Here is a 17927-nt window from a genome sequence, read left to right on the forward strand (position 1 = left end):
TCTCCGATCAGACGATTGCGAAGCGCTTGTCGAGCAAATCGACGATGCGGGCGACGGCGTAGACCATGATCATGTAGAGCAGGGCGGCAACGCCGAAGATCTCGAACGGCTTATAGGTGGAACCGATAAAGCGCTGGGCCGTGTAGGTGAGTTCCACGACCGAAATTGTCGACACCAGTGCTGATCCCTTCAACAGAGCGACCGTATTGACGCCGAGCGGCCGTATCATCAGCCGCGCGGCCTGCGGCAGCACGACCTTGCGCAACGTCTGGAAACGGCTGAATCCGATTGTGCGCGCAGCTTCGATCTGGCCTCTGTCGACAGCGACCAGCGCGCCGCGGATCGATTCCGCCATATAGGCGCCGATGTTGAGGCCGAGGCCGATGACGCCTGCCGCGAACGGATCCAGATTGATGCCGATTTGCGGGCCGCCGAAATAGAGCACGAAGAGCTGGATCAGGCAGGGCGTACCGCGAAACAGGCTGACATAGAGTGTGCCGATGGCCCGCGGGATCGCGGACCTCGACATCTTGGCGGCCGCGGCCAGTGCAGCGGCCGCGAGGCCCAGGATCAGGGCCAGCACTGTGATCTCGATCGTCACCAACGCGGCTTCCACGAAGAACGGGAAGACGCGCTGCATCAAGGAGAAATCCATGGAATAGCCCGGCAAGAGGAGTGCTCCAGGCGGCTTTGGGGCCGCCGGGAGCCCATAGGGATCAGCGGATGTCGCTGCCGACCCATTGCGTGGATATCTTCTTGTAGGTGCCGTCGGCCATCATGTCGTCCAGCGCCTTCTGCATGGCGGCCTTCAGTTGCGGATTGTCCTTGCGGATGGCGATGCCGATGGCGACGCTGCCGCCTTCAATGTTCGGCGTGTCGAGCTTGCGGACCTTCTCGCCCGTCTCCTTGACGGCGACCATGACCGGAATGTTGTCGACGACGATGGCGTCGACGCGACCGGCCTTCAATTCGAGCAGAAGTTCCGGCAGGCCCTTGTAGGTGCGGATGTCCCAACCGCCCTGTTCGCGGGCCCATTTCTCATGCGTCTCGCCCAGCGTGACGCCAAGGGTCTTGCCCTTGAGATCGTCGAGGCTCTGCACCTTGGAATCCTCGTTCACGAAAACGGCGCGGCCAGCGTGATAGTACGGGCCGACGAAATCGACCACCTTCTCGCGCTCTGGCGTGATCGTCATCGAGCCGACGACGGTGTCGTACTTGTTGGCAAGCAACCCGGCGATGATGCCGTCCCACGCCGTGGTGATAATGGTGCCCTTGACGCCGATGCGCTCGGCGATGGCCTTGCCGATATCCGCGTCGAAGCCCACGACCTCATTCTGGTCGTTGACGAAGTTGAACGGCGGATACTGCCCGCTCATGGAAATCTTCAGCTCGCCCGCCGCCTTGATCTTCTCGAGGTCGTCGGCCCTGGCCGACACGGTTGTGAAGGTCGACGCAAGCAGCAGTGCCGCAACCGCGATGCCGGAAAATACTCTGTTCATCTGGTGTCCTTGTCCTCTGGATGGAGCGCGAAGTCTTGTTCTTGGGAGGCGCGGGGACGCTTTCCTGACTTCAATGATTGCCTTTGCGCATGCATTGCGCAAATAGATAATGGGAATAGAGAGCATAGATATCAGGAATGGCTTTGCCTCGCCCCGAACGGCTGGTCTGGGATCTGGACTGGAACCTTCTGCGGACATTCGTTGTCATCGCCGAGGTAAAGAGCATCACGCGCGCCGCCGAGCGGCTGAACCTCAAGCAGCCAAGCGTCAGCAATGCGCTACGGCGGCTGGAAGACCGGGTTGGCCGGCGGCTGGTCGAGCGCGATGCGACACGCTTCGAACTCACCGAGGTCGGGCGGCTTCTCTATGAGCAGAGCGTCGAGGTGTTCGGCACCATATCGCAGCTGCCGCTGCTGATGCGGGGCATCAGCGACGACGTCACCGGCCACGTCATGATCGCCACCGCCAGCCATGTCGTCTCGCCACTGTTCGACCAGGCGCTTTCGGAGTTTCACCGCAACTACCCGCGCGCCAGCATCACCATCTCGGTCGCGGCAAGCACCGAAGTGGCCAAGCAGGTGAGGGAGCGCCGCGCCTCCTTCGGCATCTGCCTGGTCAGCCAGCGCGATCCGGCGCTGGAATACGCGATGGTCTATCGCGAGTTCTTCGGCTTCTTCTGCGGTCCCCAGCACAGGCTCTACGGGCAGACCGGACTGACGCTGGCGGATCTGCGGGGCGAGCCCTCGGTATCGTTCCAGACCGACCATATTTCGGACGCGCTGCGGCCGGTCGCGCTGCTGCGCAGCGAGGCCCGGCTGAACGCCGATGTCGTCGGCGTCTCCTCCAGCCTGGAGGAGGTACGGCGCATGATCGTCGCCGGGCTCGGCATCGGTCCGCTGCCGTTGCATGTCGCGCGGCGCGACGTGGCCGACGGGACGCTATGGCGGCTGCCGCCCTACGACGCGCCACCAGCCATCGACATCTTCCTGCTGGTCAATCCCGACAAGGCGATGAATCGCGCCGAGAAGGCGCTGCTGTCAGGACTGCAAGCACTGATCGCCGAGACGCCGCTCGGCGACCGCATCTACAACGGCTGACCGGCCGAGGCTTCTGGCTGTTCAATCAGGAAGGCCGCCGCGCGGCTCCGCATCGGCTCGTCCAGCGCGACCGAGGCGCGCGCCGTAAGGTCGAAGCGCACGCAGGTCGTCCGGCTCGACGCATGGACAATGCCGTCGAGCGATCCCGACATCACCTGTTCGAAGGTGACGGACGTACGGCCGATCTTGACGACATGCGAACGGATGGTGATGAGCGAGCCGGCCTTCGTTTCGTGCCGGTAGTCGATCTCGGTGCGCACATCGGCCCATCCGGTCTGCGACGGCTGGTTGCCGTCCTGTCCGGCGATATGGCCGAGAAGCTGGAAGCTGGCATCGTCGAACATCGCCGCGTAATGGCGCACATTCATGTGCCCCATCACGTCGCACATCCAGGGATGAGCGACGCCGACAAAGGTGACGAGAGATTTGCTCATGGGGATTGCTCCGTGGCCCTGCAGGACCCTGCCGTCCGCGATTGCGCACACGCAATATCGAAATGCGCGACGACAGGCAAACCGGCTATTTGGGCCCGGTATTCGTTAGCCGCGCCCTTGGCCGGCTCCAGCAAACGGACTATCTCAGGGGGCGGTGTTTTCCGCCACGGGGACAAGCATGCTCAGAGTCCAGAAGGTCAAGGTCGACGATATATACGTGCCGACAGCGCGCAAGAAGACGCTGCACCCGGAGACGGTTCGGCATCTGGCCGAGGATATACTGGAGAATGGCATGAAGACGCCGATCCAGGTCCGCCATGACGGCAAGCGCCATATCCTCGTCGAAGGCCTGCATCGTCTGGAAGCGGCCAAGTGGCTCGGCGAGACCGAGATCGACGCTTACCTGGTGCAAGCCAAGCGCCACTGACGCTTCCGACCGCGAACAGCACGAGAAGATGGGTTTCCACGTGGGCTGGGGCCAGTGCACCGACCAGTTCGAAGAGCTCGCCAGAACGCTTTGATACAGGACTGCCCCGACGACGACCGCGCCCGGCTCAGGAAGCCTTGGCGCGGCGCGGTTGCCTGAGATGCTTGATGCCACTCATCTCGACGAAATTCGTCGCCGAGTCCCAGAGATAGTCGCCATAGAGGAACGGTTCGAAGGGCTGCGTGTCGCTCAGCGGCAACGGCGCGATCTCGGCGTCGACGCGCGGTTCGTAGAAGAACGGGATCGAGAACCGAGCCGTCTTCGGCGCAATCACCCGGTGCCGCGTCGCCCGGACACGCCCGCCGGTCCAGCGCTCCAGCAACTGTCCGAAATTGACCGCCAGCGTGCCGTCGGCCGGCGGCACGTCGATCCATTCGCCGGCCAGGTTCTTTGCCTGCAACCCCTCGACGCCGTCCTGCGCCAGCAACGTGACGAAGCCGGAATCGGCATGCTCGCGGCCGATGATGGTGCGCGTCTCGCCCTTGTGGACCACCGAAAATTCCGGCCCGCTGGTATCGACGCCCGCATTGGCGTCACGCAGGGGATAGCGGATCAGGCGCAGCGTCGAGATGCCGTTCTCGAAATAGCCATCGAAGATCGTTTCCGGCAGGCCGAGCCCGCGGGCGATCGAGCGCATCAGCGCGTTGCCGACCGCTTCCATCGCACGATAGTAATTGGCTGCCGCCGTGCGCCAGCCGGGCAGGGCCTCCTCGGCCGGCAAGGGCGTCGGCTCGAGGAGCGGATCGTCGGACGCCAGGATATCGCTGGCATGGGCAAGATCCGGCCCCATGTCGATGCCTTCCTTGTAGGAAACGGCTGTCGGCTGCAGCGGGAACCAGCCACGATAGACGTTCTTCTTCGTGTGGTCGAAATTCCAACGCAGCAATTTCTGCTTCTCTGTGTCGGGAAGCGCGAAGATGCGCAGCAATTGTGCTCGTTTGTCCGGCGTCAGCCAGTCATCGCCGGGAAAGTTCCGGACCGCCATGAAGCCGATGCCAGCGGCGGCAGCCATGATCCTGGCGTCGGTGTGGTCGCGGGCGGACGAGGGCGGCCCGAACAGGGCCGCGATGTCCAAGGTTTCGATGTCTGGCTTCATGGCTTCAGGTCCCCCGCATCACGATAATCGATGACGTTGTATCAAAGCTTTTCAATTGACCCAATCGGCCCCGCCGTTACCTTGCCGCTCTTCACTCCAGCAACGGATCCGGGCGATGGCAAGATATGAGGGCGGATGCCTGTGCAAGGCGGTGCGCTATCGCGCGGACGCCGACCCCATCAACGAACGCATCTGCCACTGCCGGCTGTGCCAGAAGGCGATCGGCGCCACTTTCAACGCCCGCGTGCTGTTTCGCATCGACGATGTGACGATCGAGGGGCCACTGGCGACGATAAACACGTCGCCGGACCTCAAGCGGGGCTTTTGTCCAAGCTGCGGGACGACGATGTTTTCCCGGCGCGATTCCGCCGGCATCATCGGCATCACCACCGGTTCGCTCGATGATCCCACGGCCTTCAAGCCGCAAATGCATATTTTCACGGCCTCGAAGCAGCCCTGGGTGATGCTCGATGACGGCCTGCCGCAATATGACGGCGCACCGCCGCCGAACTAGGTTGTTGCGTTCTCTCGCGAGGTGAGAAGGGAGCGCGCAAGTCTGACCAAAATTTATTCCAAAGAGACACGAGATAGCCGGCAAAGCGTCATTGGCGGGCCATCATTGTCTCCCTATCTAGGAGGTGCGGGCCCGGCATTCGAGGAGACGACGGATGAACGACAGCATCAGCACCCTGGACGAGCTTTTGAGCGATCCGATGGTCCTGCTTGTGATGGAGCGCGACCGTGTGCGCCCGGAACAGGTGCGCTTGCTGCTCGAACGGGTTCGCCGGCCTTCCGTCGATGAGCCTGTTGTGCCGCCGGCGCATGTGATCGCCAGGGCCTGCCAGAAACTCTGGCTGTGCCCGTAATCGCGTTGCGATTGTCCCCTATGAAAACACAGACCGGCCCGTTGGCGTTCGCTGTGGAATGACGCGTATTTCGGCGCGGCGGCGCCAAGCTTACAAATCCGTAAATTGATTCTCCGCCACATGAGGGTAAGGCTCCCGCGGGGCTGACCTGCACCGGTTGGTCCTGCGCAAGTCTCTCGCATGGAATTCGACATGGCCGGAATGTGTACTCAAGGCGTGGACACCGGCTTCGTCGGTTTGGGATTCGCCAAGGTGGCGATTCTCGGCGTGGTGCAAGGCATCACCGAATTGCTGCCGATTTCGTCGACCGCCCATATGCGAATCGTGCCGGCCGTGCTCGGTTGGCAGGATCCGGGTTCCGCATTCTCCGCCGCCATGCAGCTTGCGGCCCTTGCCGCGGTGGTCAGCTATTTCTGGAGCGATGTCAGGGACATCCTGTTTGGTTCGCTCAACGCTCTGACGCGACGCGATTTCGCCAACCAGCATTTCAGGCTGGCGCTGTGGATCGTGCTGGCAACCATCCCGATCGTCGTCGCCGGGGTGGCGCTGTCGGGCGTGCTCAACGCCTGCAATTCGCCGCTGCGCAGCCTGACGGTCATCGGCTGGGCCTGCATCGCGATGGCGATCCTGCTGGCGCTGGCCGAGATTTTCGCCCGTCACCGGCGCACCATCGGCGAAGCGTCGCTGACCGACGCGCTGCTCGTCGGCGTCGCCCAGATCGGTGCGCTGATTCCCGGCGTCTCGCGCTCGGGCTCGACCCTGACGGCAGCACTGGGGCTCGGCTTCAAGCGGGCCGAGGCGGCGCGTTTCTCGTTCCTGCTCGGGTTGCCCGCCATTGCACTGGCCGGTCTCAAGGAGCTTTGGGAACTGCACAAGGTCCATCTCGACTCTCACGGCTGGTCGGTGCTGGCGGTGGGGTTGGTCGTCGCCTCGGTTTCCGCCTTCTTCGCCATTTGGGGCCTGATGCGCGTGCTGGAGCGCTTTTCGGCCTGGCCGTTCGTCATCTATCGCGGCGTGCTCGGCGTCGTCCTGCTGTTGAGCGTCGCCATGGGGTGGCTCGTCTAGGGCTTCCACAGTATCGCTTGAAACGGGCTATACCCGTACCGGGCCCCGAAGTTCGATTCCGGTACGCGCATGGATCTCTTGACCCTCCTCCAATCGGTGCCGCTGCTGCTGGCGCTGGCCAAGGGCGCGCTGCCGTCGGTGGCGGCACTCGGCATGGGATTTGGCCAATGGGTCACCTCGCTGCCGCCATGCCGGGACTTGGCCTTCGAGGCGACCAGCTATCTTGTTTGCGAGGTCGACCCGAAACGCTATGCGATCGAACTGTTCTGGAAGGATCCGGCGGGCAAGCCCTTTCAGTCGCTGCACAATCTCCATGCCTCGCAACAGGCGGCCGGACGCACGATGCTGTTTGCCATCAATGCCGGCATGTATCACCCGAACCTCGATCCGGTTGGTCTCTATGTCGAGCATGGCCAGGAAGTCACATCCGCGAAGGTCGGTTCGGGAAGCGGCAATTTTTCCATGCAGCCGAACGGCATTTTCTACATGAGCGGCGGCAAGGCCGCGGTCCGTTCGACCAGGGATTTCCTGAGAGCACGGCCACCTGTCGACTACGCGACGCAATCCGGGCCGATGCTGGTGATCGATGGCCGGCTGCATCCGAAATTCCTTGCCGACAGCACTTCGCGCAAGACCCGCGACGGTGTCGGGGTGCGCAAGGATGGTGTCGCCGTCTTCGCGATTTCGAACGGCACGGTGACCTTCCACGCGTTCGCCCGCCTGTTTCGCGATGCACTCGGCTGCGACAACGCGCTGTTCCTCGACGGCACGATATCGAGCCTGCTTGCCCCGGCGATCGGCCGCAATGACGACTACTGGAACCTGGGGCCGATGATCGGTGTCTTCAGGAAGGGCTAGTGGCGAGCGTCGCGCCGGCCGCGGAGCTTGACTATGGCCACGGCGACGATGATCACCGTCACGGCCGCGATCGCCGCCATGCCGTACAGGCTGGTCGCACCGGGCTCCGCGAAACTGCCGGCGCCCTTGGCCACCAGCCATCCGGGCGACAGCACGACCGGCGCCCAGATGATCGCCGACCCGATGTTGGCGATCTGGAACAGGCGACGGTTCATGCCCATCATGCCCGCGACCAGCGGCACGGTGGCGCGCACCGGACCGAAGAAGCGCCCGGCGAAGATCGCGGCGAAGCCATAGCGCCGGAAGAACAGCCGTGCCCTGGCGATCTCGCGGCGGTAGCGGTTGAGCGGCCATTCATGGACGACACCGCGTCCCAGCCATCTGCCGAGAAAATAGGAGACGGTGTCGCCAAGCGCCGCCCCGATCATCGCGGCGAGCAGAACGGGCAGCGGCTCGACGATGCCCGCGCCAACCAGGCCGCCGACGATCACCAGCACAGCGGTGCCAGGCAAAAGGATGCCGATCAGGATCAGCGATTCACCGAAAGCCAGCAGACCGACGATGACACCGGCCCAGGCCTGGTGCGTCTCGATGAAGGAAACACATTGATCGATGAAGGATTGCACGCCAGCTCCGTGATAAAACGCTACTCAGAGGCCACTATCGAGCGGGCTCCTGCAGGGGATGGCGAGCAGGAGGGCAGGAGCAGTCGCTGCAATGCAATCATCGGATGCCTTTGCGGGGATTGTGCCAGCGGCAAGCGCGGGAGGTGCGTATCGTCTCAACAGGGACATCGTGGCGCTGTCAAGGCTGGCCTGGCCGTTGGTGCCGAAGGCCGGATTTCGCCGCCCGGCATGCACGGAAAAAACTTGATTCAAACTTTATTGGTAATTTCTCGTTCATAACTCGATCTGGTTTGTCCGTCGGCTGCCGTTTTGCCCTCGGTCTGTTGTGTTTTGAGTACAGGTCCAGATGCGGATACCGGGCGTCATCAGTTTCTTGATCGCATCGCTTTGCCTTGCCGGTTGCTCGTCGACGGCCGGCATCGATGCGCTGGATTTGCAGAAACCGTCGAGCGAGACCACCAGTTCCGTGGTGCGCCCGCCGGCACCGGTGACGGCAGTCCCGGCGGCGATGGCCAGCAGGGCGCCGAGGGCCGAAAGGGCGCCGGTAGACGACAATGCCCGGCCTTTCGGCCTGGCGGAGGAAGAGACGGTGGCGTTTCCGGCGCCTGAAGTGCCGGATGTCGGCGGGCTGCCGGTCGAGCCGGCCGCGCTGGTATCGAAGCCAAGGCTGTTGAGCCGCGCCGCCCCGCCGATGCTTGCCGGGCCGCTCACCCGCTACGGCTTTCGCGACGCCAAGCCGATCAATTTCGGCAAGGCTTCGCCCCGGCACCTTGCCGTTCATGGCGTCGACGTCTCGCGCTGGCAAGGCAACGTCAACTGGGAAAAGCTGCGCGCGCAAGGCGCCAACTTCGCCTACATCAAGGCGACCGATGGCGGCGACCATCTCGATCCGATGTTCATGAAAAACTGGCGCAACGCCGACGCCGCCGGCTTGAAGCGCGGCGCCTATCACTTCTTCTACTGGTGCCGCACGGCGGGCGAGCAGGCCGACTGGTTCATCCGCAACGTGCCGAAGATGGATGGTGCGCTGCCACCGGTGATCGACGTCGAGTGGAACGGCGAATCCAGCTGCAAGCGGCGGCCATCGCGCGAAAAGGTGCTGGAGAAGATGCAGGTGTTCATGGACAAGCTGGAGCGCCACTACGGCCAGCGGCCGATCATCTACACCTCGCCCGATTTCTATCGCGACAACCTCAGGGGCGAATTCCTCGATTACCCGTTCTGGCTGCGCGCGGTGGCGGCGCACCCGTCAAAGGTCTATCCCGGCCGCAAATGGCTGTTCTGGCAGTATTCCGGCTCGGGCCTCTCGCATGGCGTCACCGGCCGCATCGACCTCAACGTCTTCCAGGGCGATGAACGGCAGTGGCGGGCTTTCGCCGGAGGGCAAACGACCGTCGCCGACGCCGACTGAAACAGCGCAATCCGCTGATTGGCAGCGCCGCCAGCGCCACGGCCTGATCTTATCTTGGTTGCCGGCGGCGCGACTCTTCGATGGTGGCATAGGCCAGGACACCGGAAAAGGTCCCGAAATAGAGCAGGACCATGGTGGTAACCATCAGGCTGTAAGTCGACACGTTGTTCTCCCCTTCGATGATCATCGAGGAGACAGGACGAACGCTCGATGCGCGTTGACCTGGATCAACCGAAGATTGCGGCTTTGCGAATGGACAAGACATTGCCGCCGCCTTGATGTCTATGTGCGGGTTCCCGCACTCTGTGGCATTGGAGACGAGGTGGAGCTCAAGTTCCTGTTGGTCGGCTTTGCCTGCGCGGTCGCCGGCGGGCTGTCGATCGTCACCTTCCTGAAATGGCGAGAGGTGAAGGCGGTCAGCCGCTGGCTGCCGGTGCCGGGAAAGATCATCTCCTCGCGTGTCGAGGCGCGCGAGGTCCGAAGCTCGGGCACCGGCTCGGAGAGCAGCGATGCCACCGAGATCAGGAATTTTCCGGCGATCACCTACGAATACAAGGTGGGCGGCAGGACATTCCAGAGTTCGCACTACAGCGTGCAGGAAAACCTCGGCAATTTCGAAGTCGCCGAGACCCTGGCGCGGTTTCCGCGCGGCGCCAAGGTGACCGTCTTCTACAACCCGTCCAATCCGGCCAAGGCCGTGATCGAGCGCACCATGCCGGACGGCGCCTTCAGATTCATGGTCCAGCTTTCGGCGGGGCTGGTGATCGGCGCGCTGGTGCTGGTGCTCTCCGTCGGCGGCGTGCTGGAGGCAATCGGCCCGCATTTGCCAAAGCCGCAAAACCTCGGCGCGGCAGCGCTGCTGCTGTTCATGGGCCTGTTTGTGCTGCGCATGGCCTTCGTCCAGAAAGCGATGGCCGAGCAGGCGGCGAAATGGCCGGTCGCCGCCGGCCGCATCGATGCGTCAGGCCTGCAGGCAATCAAGACTCGTGACCGGTTCGAGTTCTCTCGGCCCTGGCGCACTGTTTTCAAGTCCCGCATCGTCTACAGCTATGGCGTCGCCGGCCAGCGCTACAGCGCCGATCGCGTCGCCTTCGGCGCCACGGTGACGGCTTCGCTGCCTGGCCTCGTCGGCGGCCAGGCGGCGCGCTATGTCGAGGGCGGCAAGGTCGACGTGCATTATGATCCCGCCAATCCCGCCTCGGCGGTGCTCGAATGCCGCGTGCGCGGGCTCTGGGTGCTGTGGGCCTGTTCCCTTGGCTTTCTCGGCGGCGCTGCGTTGCTGGTCGGACTGGTCTGAGGCTGGCTTCCTTCAGCAGCGGGCAAGAGGCCCGCTGTCGAAGCCAGGCCAGGTGAACCGCATCTTGGCCCCGTGCCTGACCATATGGACGACGCGGGAAAACGGCTCCGCGAGCGACGGGTCCGCGCCGTAGCACTGGCTCGCATGCACCACCCAGCCGCTGGCGGATTTGTGAAATGTCGCGTGCTCGCAGCCGAATTCGGGAAGCGACAGGGCCGACTGATCCACGGTGAAGACAGTCTGGCGCTGCACATCCGCGGCCGCGCGGCAGTTCAGGCGTTCGCTGGACCATGTCCCGACATAGGGTGGCGCCGCCAGTGCCGTGCCGCCCGCAAGTGCGGACATTGCCATCGTCATTGCCAAACGCCGCATCACCAGTCTATCTCCTTCGATTGGTGCGCTCGACCATACAGGCTGTTGAAGTTGCGAGGCGGCAATTCCCATAAGGACTATACTATGCGCTTTGAACGCGCCAAGACCCTGCGATGAGCACTCGCATCGAAGACATGAGAAACCTCGGACCAGCCATGGCGCGGATGCTGGCGGAAATTGATATTTTCAGTGAAGAGGATTTGCGCAGTTTCGGTGCGATTGAAGCTTACCACCGATTGAGGTTCCGGTTCGGTCGGCATGTGACGATCCTCGCGCTCTATGCGATGGAGGCGGCAATTCGCGGTTGCGACTGGCGGGCGCTTGATGCTGAAACCAAGGAGCATCTGCGCGGGCAGGCGGGACAGAACAGGCGTTAGGTACCGACAAACTGCAGCTTGTCATATTGCGAGCAGCTCTTGTTCAGACCCAATCCTGATGATCCAACTGTGCGGGCCGGTACTCACCCAGGCTTTGGCTTTCACAACGCTTTCCCAGAGACGTTTGATGATCATTCGCAAACTGGCCTTCGTTTTCCTGGGGTTGCTCGATCCGATGCAGGCGGCGAGCGCCGGGGAATGTCTGCTGAGCCACGCCACCTACCGCGAGCCCCGCTCGGGCGCGGTGATGCAGTTTCGGCCGATCGACAACGAGCCGGCGGCGGCGACGACCGAGGTGTTTTCGCTGACCGTGCCGCATACCGACATCAGGCTGCCGGCCGACATCACCTGGACCAATGGCAAGAATTTGTTTCCGCTCGGCACCATCCGCCACCGCTGCACCGACGAGGATCGAGAAGCGGGGCTGCAGGACGGCAGCGGACTGTGCAGGATATGGGATGGGCAGGTCTATGCCTTGACCGGCGGCGGCGCCGAGCAGTTGAATTCCCGCGAAGCGACACCGGCGCCGAAAGGGTTGCTGCTGCCCGATTTCGGCGCGACTTTCACCGAAGGGGCCGATTTCGCCAAAGCCAATCCAGAGGGCTGGGCGTGGGATGCCTTCACCTTGACAGGATGCAGCGATGAATAGCGCCATGAGATCGATCGTCTGGATCAGCGCCCTGTTGGCGTACCTGACGATATCCGCCGTGGCACGTGCGGACGAGCCGGCGCCGTTGCGCCCGCCGGTCGACAAATGCGCCTGGGAAAGGCTCGCCGACAAGACGATCGGTCTTGCCGCCTGGGTGCAGCGCTGCGACTTCGGCTTCCGCCAGATCCATTTCGAGTTCGCCGGCAACGCGCTCGCCATTAAATACAGCGACGGCGGCGCGGCCGACCCTCTTGTCGAGCTGTTCGACATCGAGCCCGGCGAAACCGCCGAGGCTGCGTTGCAGCGCCTGTTCCTGGAAAAGACCGACAAGGCCGTCAGCGCGCGCTGCGTGCTGGCGCCCTACACCGAGGGAACCGTGCCCAGCGGCGTCAAACGCTACACTTTCAGCCCCGACGCCGCCTACGCGAAAGAGCTGAAGGCGCTTGCCGATCCCAACGAGGTTCCCGACCCGCCCTGCGGCGACTGGGGCGAAATGCCGGATGGCATCCAATATTTCGAGGTGCCGGCGGGCGAAGTGCACAAGGTGCTGTTCGTCCGCATCGGCCAGGATGAGCCATTGTTTGATGAGCAGACGTTGCGGGTGTTGCCGAAGGGGTGAGGGCCGAGATCAGAGTCTTCGGCAAAGCTTCGCTCAGCCACCCTCCCCCAGATCCAAGGGAGAAGGTGGAGATAATTAGCAGATTATCTAAGCCCTTTCTGACGGGCCGCTTCATCGGCAACTAGCCTTGCCCGAATCGACTGCCAGCGGTCAGCAATCTCTTGGCACGAGGCCGCCAGCAGTTTTCTGCGTTGGCTGAAGTTGCCAGGCGCAGCGAAAATCTTCTGAGCAAACACATCAACGACAAAACAAAATTCTGCACGTGGTTCTCCAGCACCTTTGAAGCATTCTTCCGCGTACCAGTGGAGAAGGGCCCCATGTAGCGACGAAGTTTCTGTCGTTAGTGGCAGCGTCTTGCAGAGGTAAGGCTTGATCAAGCCAAGGCCCAATTCCTTCTTTCCTATCTGTGCCAGCTTCACTGAGTTTGTCGGTCGGACGCTAACAGAGACACCGCCAAGAGAGAATTTTGGCTGACTATCTGAAATACCGATTAATTTCGCAGTAGCAGGCAGTTTAGCCAAGCTCATAGTTCGACAGAGTTCGATTGCATCGTGGGCCGTAAGAAGCCTCTGTTCGTCGTGCTAAGTGGCAGGTTGGCGAGACAACAAGACCCCGTCGAGCTGAGATAGTCGGCTGTCATCACGACCATGAGTTTCTATGAAATGCATCATCGCGCGCTCAATCTCGTTGTAGCGCGTGTCGAGGAGGAAGTTCTTGGGTCTGATGGTATCTTCGATGATCGCAGTCCGGCGGGTCGATCGAGCGAAGCAATATTCGATCAATTTATTGGCGCTAATTTGTGGTTCGGTTTTCATAGCGAGAGGGCCTTTCTTGAGCCGTTAAAGTCACACTAGCTACCGATGCCTTCTCGACTCCTAGATCAGAATCTCCATATAATAACCTTGCAACAGGAGATGGGATTCTGATCTCGTCGCCCCGCGTGGCTTCGGCCTATTCGCGGTACCAAAGGCCGACCCGGAAGGGGCGGCCTTTGGTGTTTTCAGGGGATGTCACATAAAGACATCCTTATGCGTCGTACCCTATTTGTTCCTTTTACTATTTCGGCCCGATCTTGCGACCGGGCCGATGATCTTGCGTTTTAGTGCCTCAGATTTTTCTCAGCTGCACCCGCTCGTCGCGCCGCAAGTATCGCACTTCTCGCAAGTCCCGTTGCGCACCATCGTAAAGTTCTGGCACTCGGAGCAGGAATTGCCGGTGTAGCCTTGCAGCAGCGACTTGGCGCGGCGGTCGGCGGCGAGTTTCTTCGCTTCGGCCGCTTCGTTGGCCGCGGCGTCGGTGAACAGCGCCGCCGTGGCGTCCGAGGCCTCGGAAGCAGCGCCCGCCGCTCCCTCGAAGGCGATCTCCTCGGCCAGTTCTTTTGCCCGCTCCTCATAGTCGCGCTTGTAGGCGACCGCCTCGTCGCTGGCCGGCTTCAGCGCCAGCACGTTGGAGCCCGAGAAGGCGGTGGGTGCCGAGCGGGCAGGGGCGCCGGAGGGCGCCGAACCGGCAAACCCCTTCGGCTCGTTGCCGCTGACGCGCGACACCAGCTTCACCGGCGAACCACGGGTCAGGCCCTTGGAGACGGCGTCGGTCTTGCCTTCGCTGATGTTGCGGCCAAGCGCGGTGTTGGAGAAGTCCGACTGGTCGACATGGGCGAGGTCGTTGCGGCCGAGATAGGAGATGGCAAGCTCGCGGAACACGTAGTCGAGGATCGACGTCGCGCTCTTGATGGCGTCGTTGCCCTGCACCATGCCGGCCGGCTCGAACTTGGTGAAGGTGAAGGCGTGCACATATTCGTCGAGCGGCACGCCATATTGCAGGCCGAGCGAGATGGCGATGGCGAAGTTGTTGAGAAGGCCACGCAGGGTCGCGCCTTCCTTGTTCATGTCGATGAAGATCTCGCCGAGGCGGCCGTCGTCATATTCGCCGGTGCGCAGGAAGATGGTGTTGCCACCGATCTTGGCCTTCTGGGTGTAGCCCTTGCGGCGGCCGGGCAGCTTTTCCTGCTCGCGCGACACGCGCTCGATGATGCGCTCGACGATCCGTTCGGTGATCTGCACCGCACGCTGCGCGGCGGGCGCGGCGATCAGCTGCTCGACGGCTTCGTCCTCGTCGTCCTCGCCATCGGCGAGCAACGAGGAATTCAGCGGCTGCGACAGCTTCGAGCCGTCGCGATAGAGCGCGTTGGCCTTCAGCGCCAGCTTCCACGACAGCATGTAGGCGCCCTTGGCGTCTTCCACCGTCGCATCGTTCGGCATGTTGATGGTCTTGGAGATGGCGCCGGAGATGAAGGGCTGCGCCGCAGCCATCATCTGGATGTGGCTGTTGATCGACAGCGAACGCTTGCCGATCTTGCCGCACGGGCTGGCGCAGTCGAACACGGCGAGGTGTTCGGCCTTGAGGAAGGGCGCGCCTTCCAGCGTCATGGCGCCGCAGACATGGATGTTCGCGGCCTCGATGTCCTTCTTGGCGAAGCCGAGCGCCGGCAGCATCTCGAACGAGAAGTCGTTGAGCTGCTCGTCGGTGAACCCGAATGTCTCCTTCACCCAGTCGGCGCCCAGCGTCCACTGGTTGAAGACGAACTTGATGTCGAAGGCCGACTTCAGCGCCGCGTTGAGCGCCGCGATCTTGTCGTCGGTGAAGCCCTTGGCCTTGAGCGAGCCGGGATTGACGCCGGGTGCCTGGTTGAGATTGCCGTGGCCGACCGCATAGGCCTCCATCTCGGCGATCTGGGCTTCCGAATAGCCGAGCGTGCGCAGCGCTTCCGGCACGGCGCGGTTGATGATCTTGAAGTAGCCGCCGCCGGCCAGCTTCTTGAACTTCACCAGCGCGAAGTCGGGCTCGATGCCGGTTGTGTCGCAATCCATGACCAGGCCGATCGTGCCGGTCGGCGCGATCACGGTCGCCTGCGCATTGCGGTAGCCATGTTCCTCGCCGAGCTCGATGGCGCGGTCCCAGGCGGCTTTCGCATGTTCTGCAAGCGCCTGCTGCTTGAGGTCGGAAGCGACCAGCGGCACCGGGTTGACGGCCAGCTTCTCGTAGCCGTCCTTGTCGCCATAGGCGGCACGGCGATGGTTGCGCATGACGCGCAGCATGTTCTGCGCGTTGCGGTCGTAATCGGCGAAGGCGCCGAGCTCGGAAGCCATCTCGGCGGAGGTGGCATAGGCGGTGCCGGTCATGATCGCGGTGAGTGCTGCGCAGATGGCGCGGCCCTCGTCGGAATCATAGGGAATGCCCGAGGTCATCAGCAGGCCGCCGATATTGGCATAGCCGAGGCCGAGCGTGCGGTATTCGTAGGAGAGCTTGGCGATCTCCTTCGACGGGAACTGCGCCATCATCACCGAGATCTCGAGCACGATGGTCCACAGCCGCACGGTGTGCTCGTAGGCTGATATGTCGATGGTGCCGTCCGCGTTGCGGTAGGGCAAGAGGTTGATCGAGGCGAGGTTGCAGGCGGTGTCGTCGAGGAACATGTATTCCGAGCACGGGTTGGACGCCCGGATCGCACCGGCGGAGGCGCAGGTGTGCCAGTCGTTCATCGTCGTGTTGAAATGCAGGCCCGGATCGGCCGACGCCCAGGCGGCATAGCCGATCTTTTCCCACAGATCGCGCGCCTTCAGCGTCCTCAGGACCTTGCCGTCCTTGCGGGCGGTGAGGTGCCAGTCGGCATCATCCTCGACAGCGCGCAGGAAATTGTCCTTCAGCGACACCGAATTGTTGGAGTTCTGGCCCGAAACCGTGAGGTAGGCGTCCGAATCCCAGTCGGTGTCGTAGGTCTTGAACGACATCGACGTGTAGCCCTGCTTGGCGAACTGGATGACGCGGTAGATGTAGTTCTCCGGCACCGCGTCCTTCTTGGCCAGCTTGATCTCGCGCTTCAGCGCGGTGTTGATCGACGGATCGAAGCAGTCGTCGCCATTGCCTTCGCAGTTGACGCAAGCCTTCATGATCGCTTCGAGATGCTTCTTGACGATCTTGGAGCCGGTCACCAGCGAGGCGACCTTCTGCTCTTCATTGACCTTCCAGTCGATGAATTCCTCGATATCGGGGTGGTCGGCGTCGACGATGACCATCTTGGCGGCGCGGCGCGTCGTGCCGCCCGACTTGATGGCGCCCGCGGCGCGGTCGCCGATCTTGAGGAAGCTCATCAGGCCGGACGAGCGGCCGCCGCCGGACAGCTTTTCGCCTTCGCCGCGCAGCAGCGAGAAGTTGGAGCCGGTGCCCGACCCGTATTTGAACAGGCGCGCTTCACGCACCCAAAGGTCCATGATGCCGCCCTCGTTGACGAGGTCGTCCTGCACGCCCTGGATGAAGCAGGCATGCGGCTGCGGGTGCTCGTAGGAGGATTTCGACTTGGTCAGCTTGCCGGTGAACGGGTCGACATAGAAGTGGCCCTGGCTCGGTCCGTCGATGCCATAGGCCCAGTGCAGGCCGGTGTTGAACCATTGCGGCGAGTTCGGCGCGACGCGCTGCGTGGCCAGCATGTAGGCGAGTTCGTCGCGGAAGGCGCGCGCGTCCTCCTCCGACGCCTTGAAGTAGCCGCCCTTCCAGCCCCAGTAGGTCCAGGTGCCGGCCAGCCGGTCGAAGACCTGGCGGGCGTCGATCTCGGAGCCATAGCGCTCGGCTTCCGGCAATTTGGCAAGTTCGGCCTCGTCGGCGACGGAGCGCCACAGGAAGGAGGGGACGTCGTTCTCCTCGACCTTCTTCAGCCGCGCGGGGACGCCGGCCTTGCGGAAATACTTCTGCGCCAGGATGTCGGCGGCGACCTGGGAGAACTGCGCCGGCACATCGATGTTGTCGAGGCGGAAAACCACCGAGCCATCCGGATTCTTGATCTCCGAAAGCGCCTTGCGGAATTCGATCTCCGCGTAAGCCGATTGCCCTTGCTTGGTGAAACGCCGCTCGATGCGCATTGGTCCGGTCCCTTTTGTCTATATATAGCGCTTTTCCCCGGGGATTTCTGCCCCCAATGCGAAACGCGCATGTCCGCCGTCTGCCGGCGTTCGAAAACGGCCGGCTCTCCATTTCGCAGCTTTCGTCCGCCCTGCTGGTCAAACTCCTTGCGGAGCGCCTGTCCAACTCGCCGACGAACCCCACGGGTCCCTCAAAACTGAATTTTTTCCGATTCCCTCGACCGAGGGAAATTCACACTATCTAGCGTCGAACCTAGCTGC

At 62.7% G+C, this 17927-nt stretch carries 20 protein-coding genes and 1 pseudogene; 12 read left to right on the forward strand and 9 right to left on the reverse strand.

Annotated elements, in window-relative coordinates; translation table 11 throughout:
* Nucleotides 1–7: 7 nt before the first annotated feature.
* Nucleotides 8–655, reverse strand: coding sequence for an amino acid ABC transporter permease (locus tag NR193_RS11315; protein WP_256751028.1), 648 nt, complete (start codon nucleotides 653–655; stop codon nucleotides 8–10).
* Between the two features lie 61 nt (nucleotides 656–716).
* Complete coding sequence (locus tag NR193_RS11320) at nucleotides 717–1499, reverse strand: ABC transporter substrate-binding protein (protein WP_091578332.1); 783 nt, start codon at nucleotides 1497–1499, stop codon at nucleotides 717–719.
* Between the two features lie 137 nt (nucleotides 1500–1636).
* Between NR193_RS11320 and NR193_RS11325 the strand changes: the two genes are divergently transcribed.
* Nucleotides 1637–2596: a LysR family transcriptional regulator gene (locus NR193_RS11325; RefSeq protein WP_256750918.1), complete on the forward strand. Its 960-nt coding sequence runs from the start codon at nucleotides 1637–1639 to the stop codon at nucleotides 2594–2596.
* On the opposite strand, the gene NR193_RS11330 is transcribed toward NR193_RS11325, so the two are convergent.
* On the reverse strand, nucleotides 2584–3030 hold the full coding sequence (locus NR193_RS11330) for a thioesterase family protein (RefSeq protein WP_256750919.1): 447 nt from the start codon (nucleotides 3028–3030) through the stop codon (nucleotides 2584–2586). The two genes, NR193_RS11325 and NR193_RS11330, sit on opposite strands and share 13 nt — an antisense overlap.
* Before the next feature lie 178 nt (nucleotides 3031–3208).
* Here NR193_RS11330 and NR193_RS11335 point away from each other — a divergent pair, with 178 nt between their 5' ends.
* The gene (locus NR193_RS11335; protein WP_008875526.1) at nucleotides 3209–3457 is read left to right on the forward strand and encodes a ParB N-terminal domain-containing protein; all 249 of its coding nucleotides are present in this window, start codon (nucleotides 3209–3211) and stop codon (nucleotides 3455–3457) included.
* A gap of 4 nt (nucleotides 3458–3461) precedes the next feature.
* A pseudogene (locus tag NR193_RS11340) lies at nucleotides 3462–3551 on the forward strand (polyketide cyclase); the annotation flags it as partial.
* 33 nt (nucleotides 3552–3584) lie between these two features.
* Here NR193_RS11340 and NR193_RS11345 read toward each other — a convergent pair.
* Entirely contained in the window at nucleotides 3585–4613 is a 1029-nt protein-coding gene (locus NR193_RS11345) for an isopenicillin N synthase family oxygenase (protein ID WP_256750920.1), read from the reverse strand.
* A 115-nt stretch (nucleotides 4614–4728) separates the two neighbouring features.
* Here NR193_RS11345 and NR193_RS11350 point away from each other — a divergent pair, with 115 nt between their 5' ends.
* The 4 genes from NR193_RS11350 to NR193_RS11365 all read left to right on the forward strand — a co-directional run bounded on the left by NR193_RS11350 (nucleotide 4729) and on the right by NR193_RS11365 (nucleotide 7402).
* The gene (locus NR193_RS11350) at nucleotides 4729–5127 is read left to right on the forward strand and encodes a GFA family protein (RefSeq protein ID WP_256750921.1); all 399 of its coding nucleotides are present in this window, start codon (nucleotides 4729–4731) and stop codon (nucleotides 5125–5127) included.
* Between the two features lie 154 nt (nucleotides 5128–5281).
* Complete coding sequence (locus NR193_RS11355; RefSeq protein WP_256750922.1) at nucleotides 5282–5479, forward strand: hypothetical protein; 198 nt, start codon at nucleotides 5282–5284, stop codon at nucleotides 5477–5479.
* Nucleotides 5480–5671: 192 nt separating this feature from the next.
* Nucleotides 5672–6544, forward strand: coding sequence for an undecaprenyl-diphosphatase UppP (gene uppP / locus NR193_RS11360; RefSeq protein ID WP_256750923.1), 873 nt, complete (start codon nucleotides 5672–5674; stop codon nucleotides 6542–6544).
* A gap of 69 nt (nucleotides 6545–6613) precedes the next feature.
* Nucleotides 6614–7402 carry a phosphodiester glycosidase family protein gene (locus NR193_RS11365; RefSeq protein ID WP_256750924.1) on the forward strand — a complete coding sequence of 263 codons (789 nt, stop codon included), beginning with the start codon at nucleotides 6614–6616 and terminating at the stop codon, nucleotides 7400–7402.
* Here NR193_RS11365 and NR193_RS11370 read toward each other — a convergent pair.
* Entirely contained in the window at nucleotides 7399–8028 is a 630-nt protein-coding gene (locus NR193_RS11370) for a DedA family protein (protein ID WP_256750925.1), read from the reverse strand. The genes NR193_RS11365 and NR193_RS11370 overlap by 4 nt on opposite strands.
* A 346-nt stretch (nucleotides 8029–8374) precedes the next feature.
* Between NR193_RS11370 and NR193_RS11375 the strand changes: the two genes are divergently transcribed.
* Nucleotides 8375–9439, forward strand: coding sequence for a GH25 family lysozyme (locus NR193_RS11375; protein ID WP_256750926.1), 1065 nt, complete (start codon nucleotides 8375–8377; stop codon nucleotides 9437–9439).
* A gap of 322 nt (nucleotides 9440–9761) precedes the next feature.
* Nucleotides 9762–10736, forward strand: a complete 975-nt coding sequence (locus tag NR193_RS11380) for a DUF3592 domain-containing protein (RefSeq protein WP_256750927.1) — start codon at nucleotides 9762–9764, stop codon at nucleotides 10734–10736.
* Between the two features lie 12 nt (nucleotides 10737–10748).
* Here the strand turns inward: NR193_RS11380 and NR193_RS11385 are convergent, their stop codons facing one another.
* Complete coding sequence (locus NR193_RS11385) at nucleotides 10749–11108, reverse strand: hypothetical protein (protein ID WP_256750928.1); 360 nt, start codon at nucleotides 11106–11108, stop codon at nucleotides 10749–10751.
* A gap of 113 nt (nucleotides 11109–11221) precedes the next feature.
* Between NR193_RS11385 and NR193_RS11390 the strand changes: the two genes are divergently transcribed.
* The 3 genes from NR193_RS11390 to NR193_RS11400 all read left to right on the forward strand — a co-directional run bounded on the left by NR193_RS11390 (nucleotide 11222) and on the right by NR193_RS11400 (nucleotide 12753).
* Nucleotides 11222–11485, forward strand: a complete 264-nt coding sequence (locus NR193_RS11390) for a TfoX/Sxy family protein (protein WP_256750929.1) — start codon at nucleotides 11222–11224, stop codon at nucleotides 11483–11485.
* A gap of 127 nt (nucleotides 11486–11612) precedes the next feature.
* Nucleotides 11613–12134: a hypothetical protein gene (locus NR193_RS11395; RefSeq protein ID WP_256750930.1), complete on the forward strand. Its 522-nt coding sequence runs from the start codon at nucleotides 11613–11615 to the stop codon at nucleotides 12132–12134.
* Nucleotides 12127–12753 (forward strand): hypothetical protein, encoded by a 627-nt coding sequence (locus NR193_RS11400; RefSeq protein WP_256750931.1) that lies wholly within the window; start codon nucleotides 12127–12129, stop codon nucleotides 12751–12753. Before NR193_RS11395 ends, NR193_RS11400 begins: the two co-directional genes overlap by 8 nt.
* 83 nt (nucleotides 12754–12836) lie before the next feature.
* On the opposite strand, the gene NR193_RS11405 is transcribed toward NR193_RS11400, so the two are convergent.
* The 3 genes from NR193_RS11405 to NR193_RS11415 form a co-directional block, all read right to left on the reverse strand.
* Complete coding sequence (locus NR193_RS11405; RefSeq protein WP_256750932.1) at nucleotides 12837–13274, reverse strand: hypothetical protein; 438 nt, start codon at nucleotides 13272–13274, stop codon at nucleotides 12837–12839.
* Nucleotides 13275–13334: 60 nt separating this feature from the next.
* The gene (locus NR193_RS11410) at nucleotides 13335–13568 is read right to left on the reverse strand and encodes a hypothetical protein (protein ID WP_256750933.1); all 234 of its coding nucleotides are present in this window, start codon (nucleotides 13566–13568) and stop codon (nucleotides 13335–13337) included.
* Between the two features lie 303 nt (nucleotides 13569–13871).
* Nucleotides 13872–17666 (reverse strand): vitamin B12-dependent ribonucleotide reductase, encoded by a 3795-nt coding sequence (locus NR193_RS11415; RefSeq protein WP_256750934.1) that lies wholly within the window; start codon nucleotides 17664–17666, stop codon nucleotides 13872–13874.
* Nucleotides 17667–17927: the final 261 nt, after the last annotated feature.

This window comes from Mesorhizobium sp. Mes31 (assembly GCF_024519675.1).
Classification (GTDB): domain Bacteria; phylum Pseudomonadota; class Alphaproteobacteria; order Rhizobiales; family Rhizobiaceae; genus Mesorhizobium.

Bases quoted from the DNA above. Each gene is read 5' to 3' on its own strand.
- NR193_RS11315 (WP_256751028.1), bottom strand. From the start codon at position 655: ATGGATTTCTCCTTGATGCAGCGCGTCTTCCCGTTCTTCGTGGAAGCC.
- NR193_RS11320 (WP_091578332.1), bottom strand. From the start codon at position 1,499: ATGAACAGAGTATTTTCCGGCATCGCGGTTGCGGCACTGCTGCTTGCG.
- NR193_RS11325 (WP_256750918.1), top strand. From the start codon at position 1,637: ATGGCTTTGCCTCGCCCCGAACGGCTGGTCTGGGATCTGGACTGGAAC.
- NR193_RS11330 (WP_256750919.1), bottom strand. From the start codon at position 3,030: ATGAGCAAATCTCTCGTCACCTTTGTCGGCGTCGCTCATCCCTGGATG.
- NR193_RS11335 (WP_008875526.1), top strand. From the start codon at position 3,209: ATGCTCAGAGTCCAGAAGGTCAAGGTCGACGATATATACGTGCCGACA.
- NR193_RS11345 (WP_256750920.1), bottom strand. From the start codon at position 4,613: ATGAAGCCAGACATCGAAACCTTGGACATCGCGGCCCTGTTCGGGCCG.
- NR193_RS11350 (WP_256750921.1), top strand. From the start codon at position 4,729: ATGGCAAGATATGAGGGCGGATGCCTGTGCAAGGCGGTGCGCTATCGC.
- NR193_RS11355 (WP_256750922.1), top strand. From the start codon at position 5,282: ATGAACGACAGCATCAGCACCCTGGACGAGCTTTTGAGCGATCCGATG.
- uppP (WP_256750923.1), top strand. From the start codon at position 5,672: ATGGCCGGAATGTGTACTCAAGGCGTGGACACCGGCTTCGTCGGTTTG.
- NR193_RS11365 (WP_256750924.1), top strand. From the start codon at position 6,614: ATGGATCTCTTGACCCTCCTCCAATCGGTGCCGCTGCTGCTGGCGCTG.
- NR193_RS11375 (WP_256750926.1), top strand. From the start codon at position 8,375: ATGCGGATACCGGGCGTCATCAGTTTCTTGATCGCATCGCTTTGCCTT.
- NR193_RS11385 (WP_256750928.1), bottom strand. From the start codon at position 11,108: ATGCGGCGTTTGGCAATGACGATGGCAATGTCCGCACTTGCGGGCGGC.
- NR193_RS11390 (WP_256750929.1), top strand. From the start codon at position 11,222: ATGAGCACTCGCATCGAAGACATGAGAAACCTCGGACCAGCCATGGCG.
- NR193_RS11395 (WP_256750930.1), top strand. From the start codon at position 11,613: ATGATCATTCGCAAACTGGCCTTCGTTTTCCTGGGGTTGCTCGATCCG.
- NR193_RS11400 (WP_256750931.1), top strand. From the start codon at position 12,127: ATGAATAGCGCCATGAGATCGATCGTCTGGATCAGCGCCCTGTTGGCG.
- NR193_RS11410 (WP_256750933.1), bottom strand. From the start codon at position 13,568: ATGAAAACCGAACCACAAATTAGCGCCAATAAATTGATCGAATATTGC.
- NR193_RS11415 (WP_256750934.1), bottom strand. From the start codon at position 17,666: ATGCGCATCGAGCGGCGTTTCACCAAGCAAGGGCAATCGGCTTACGCG.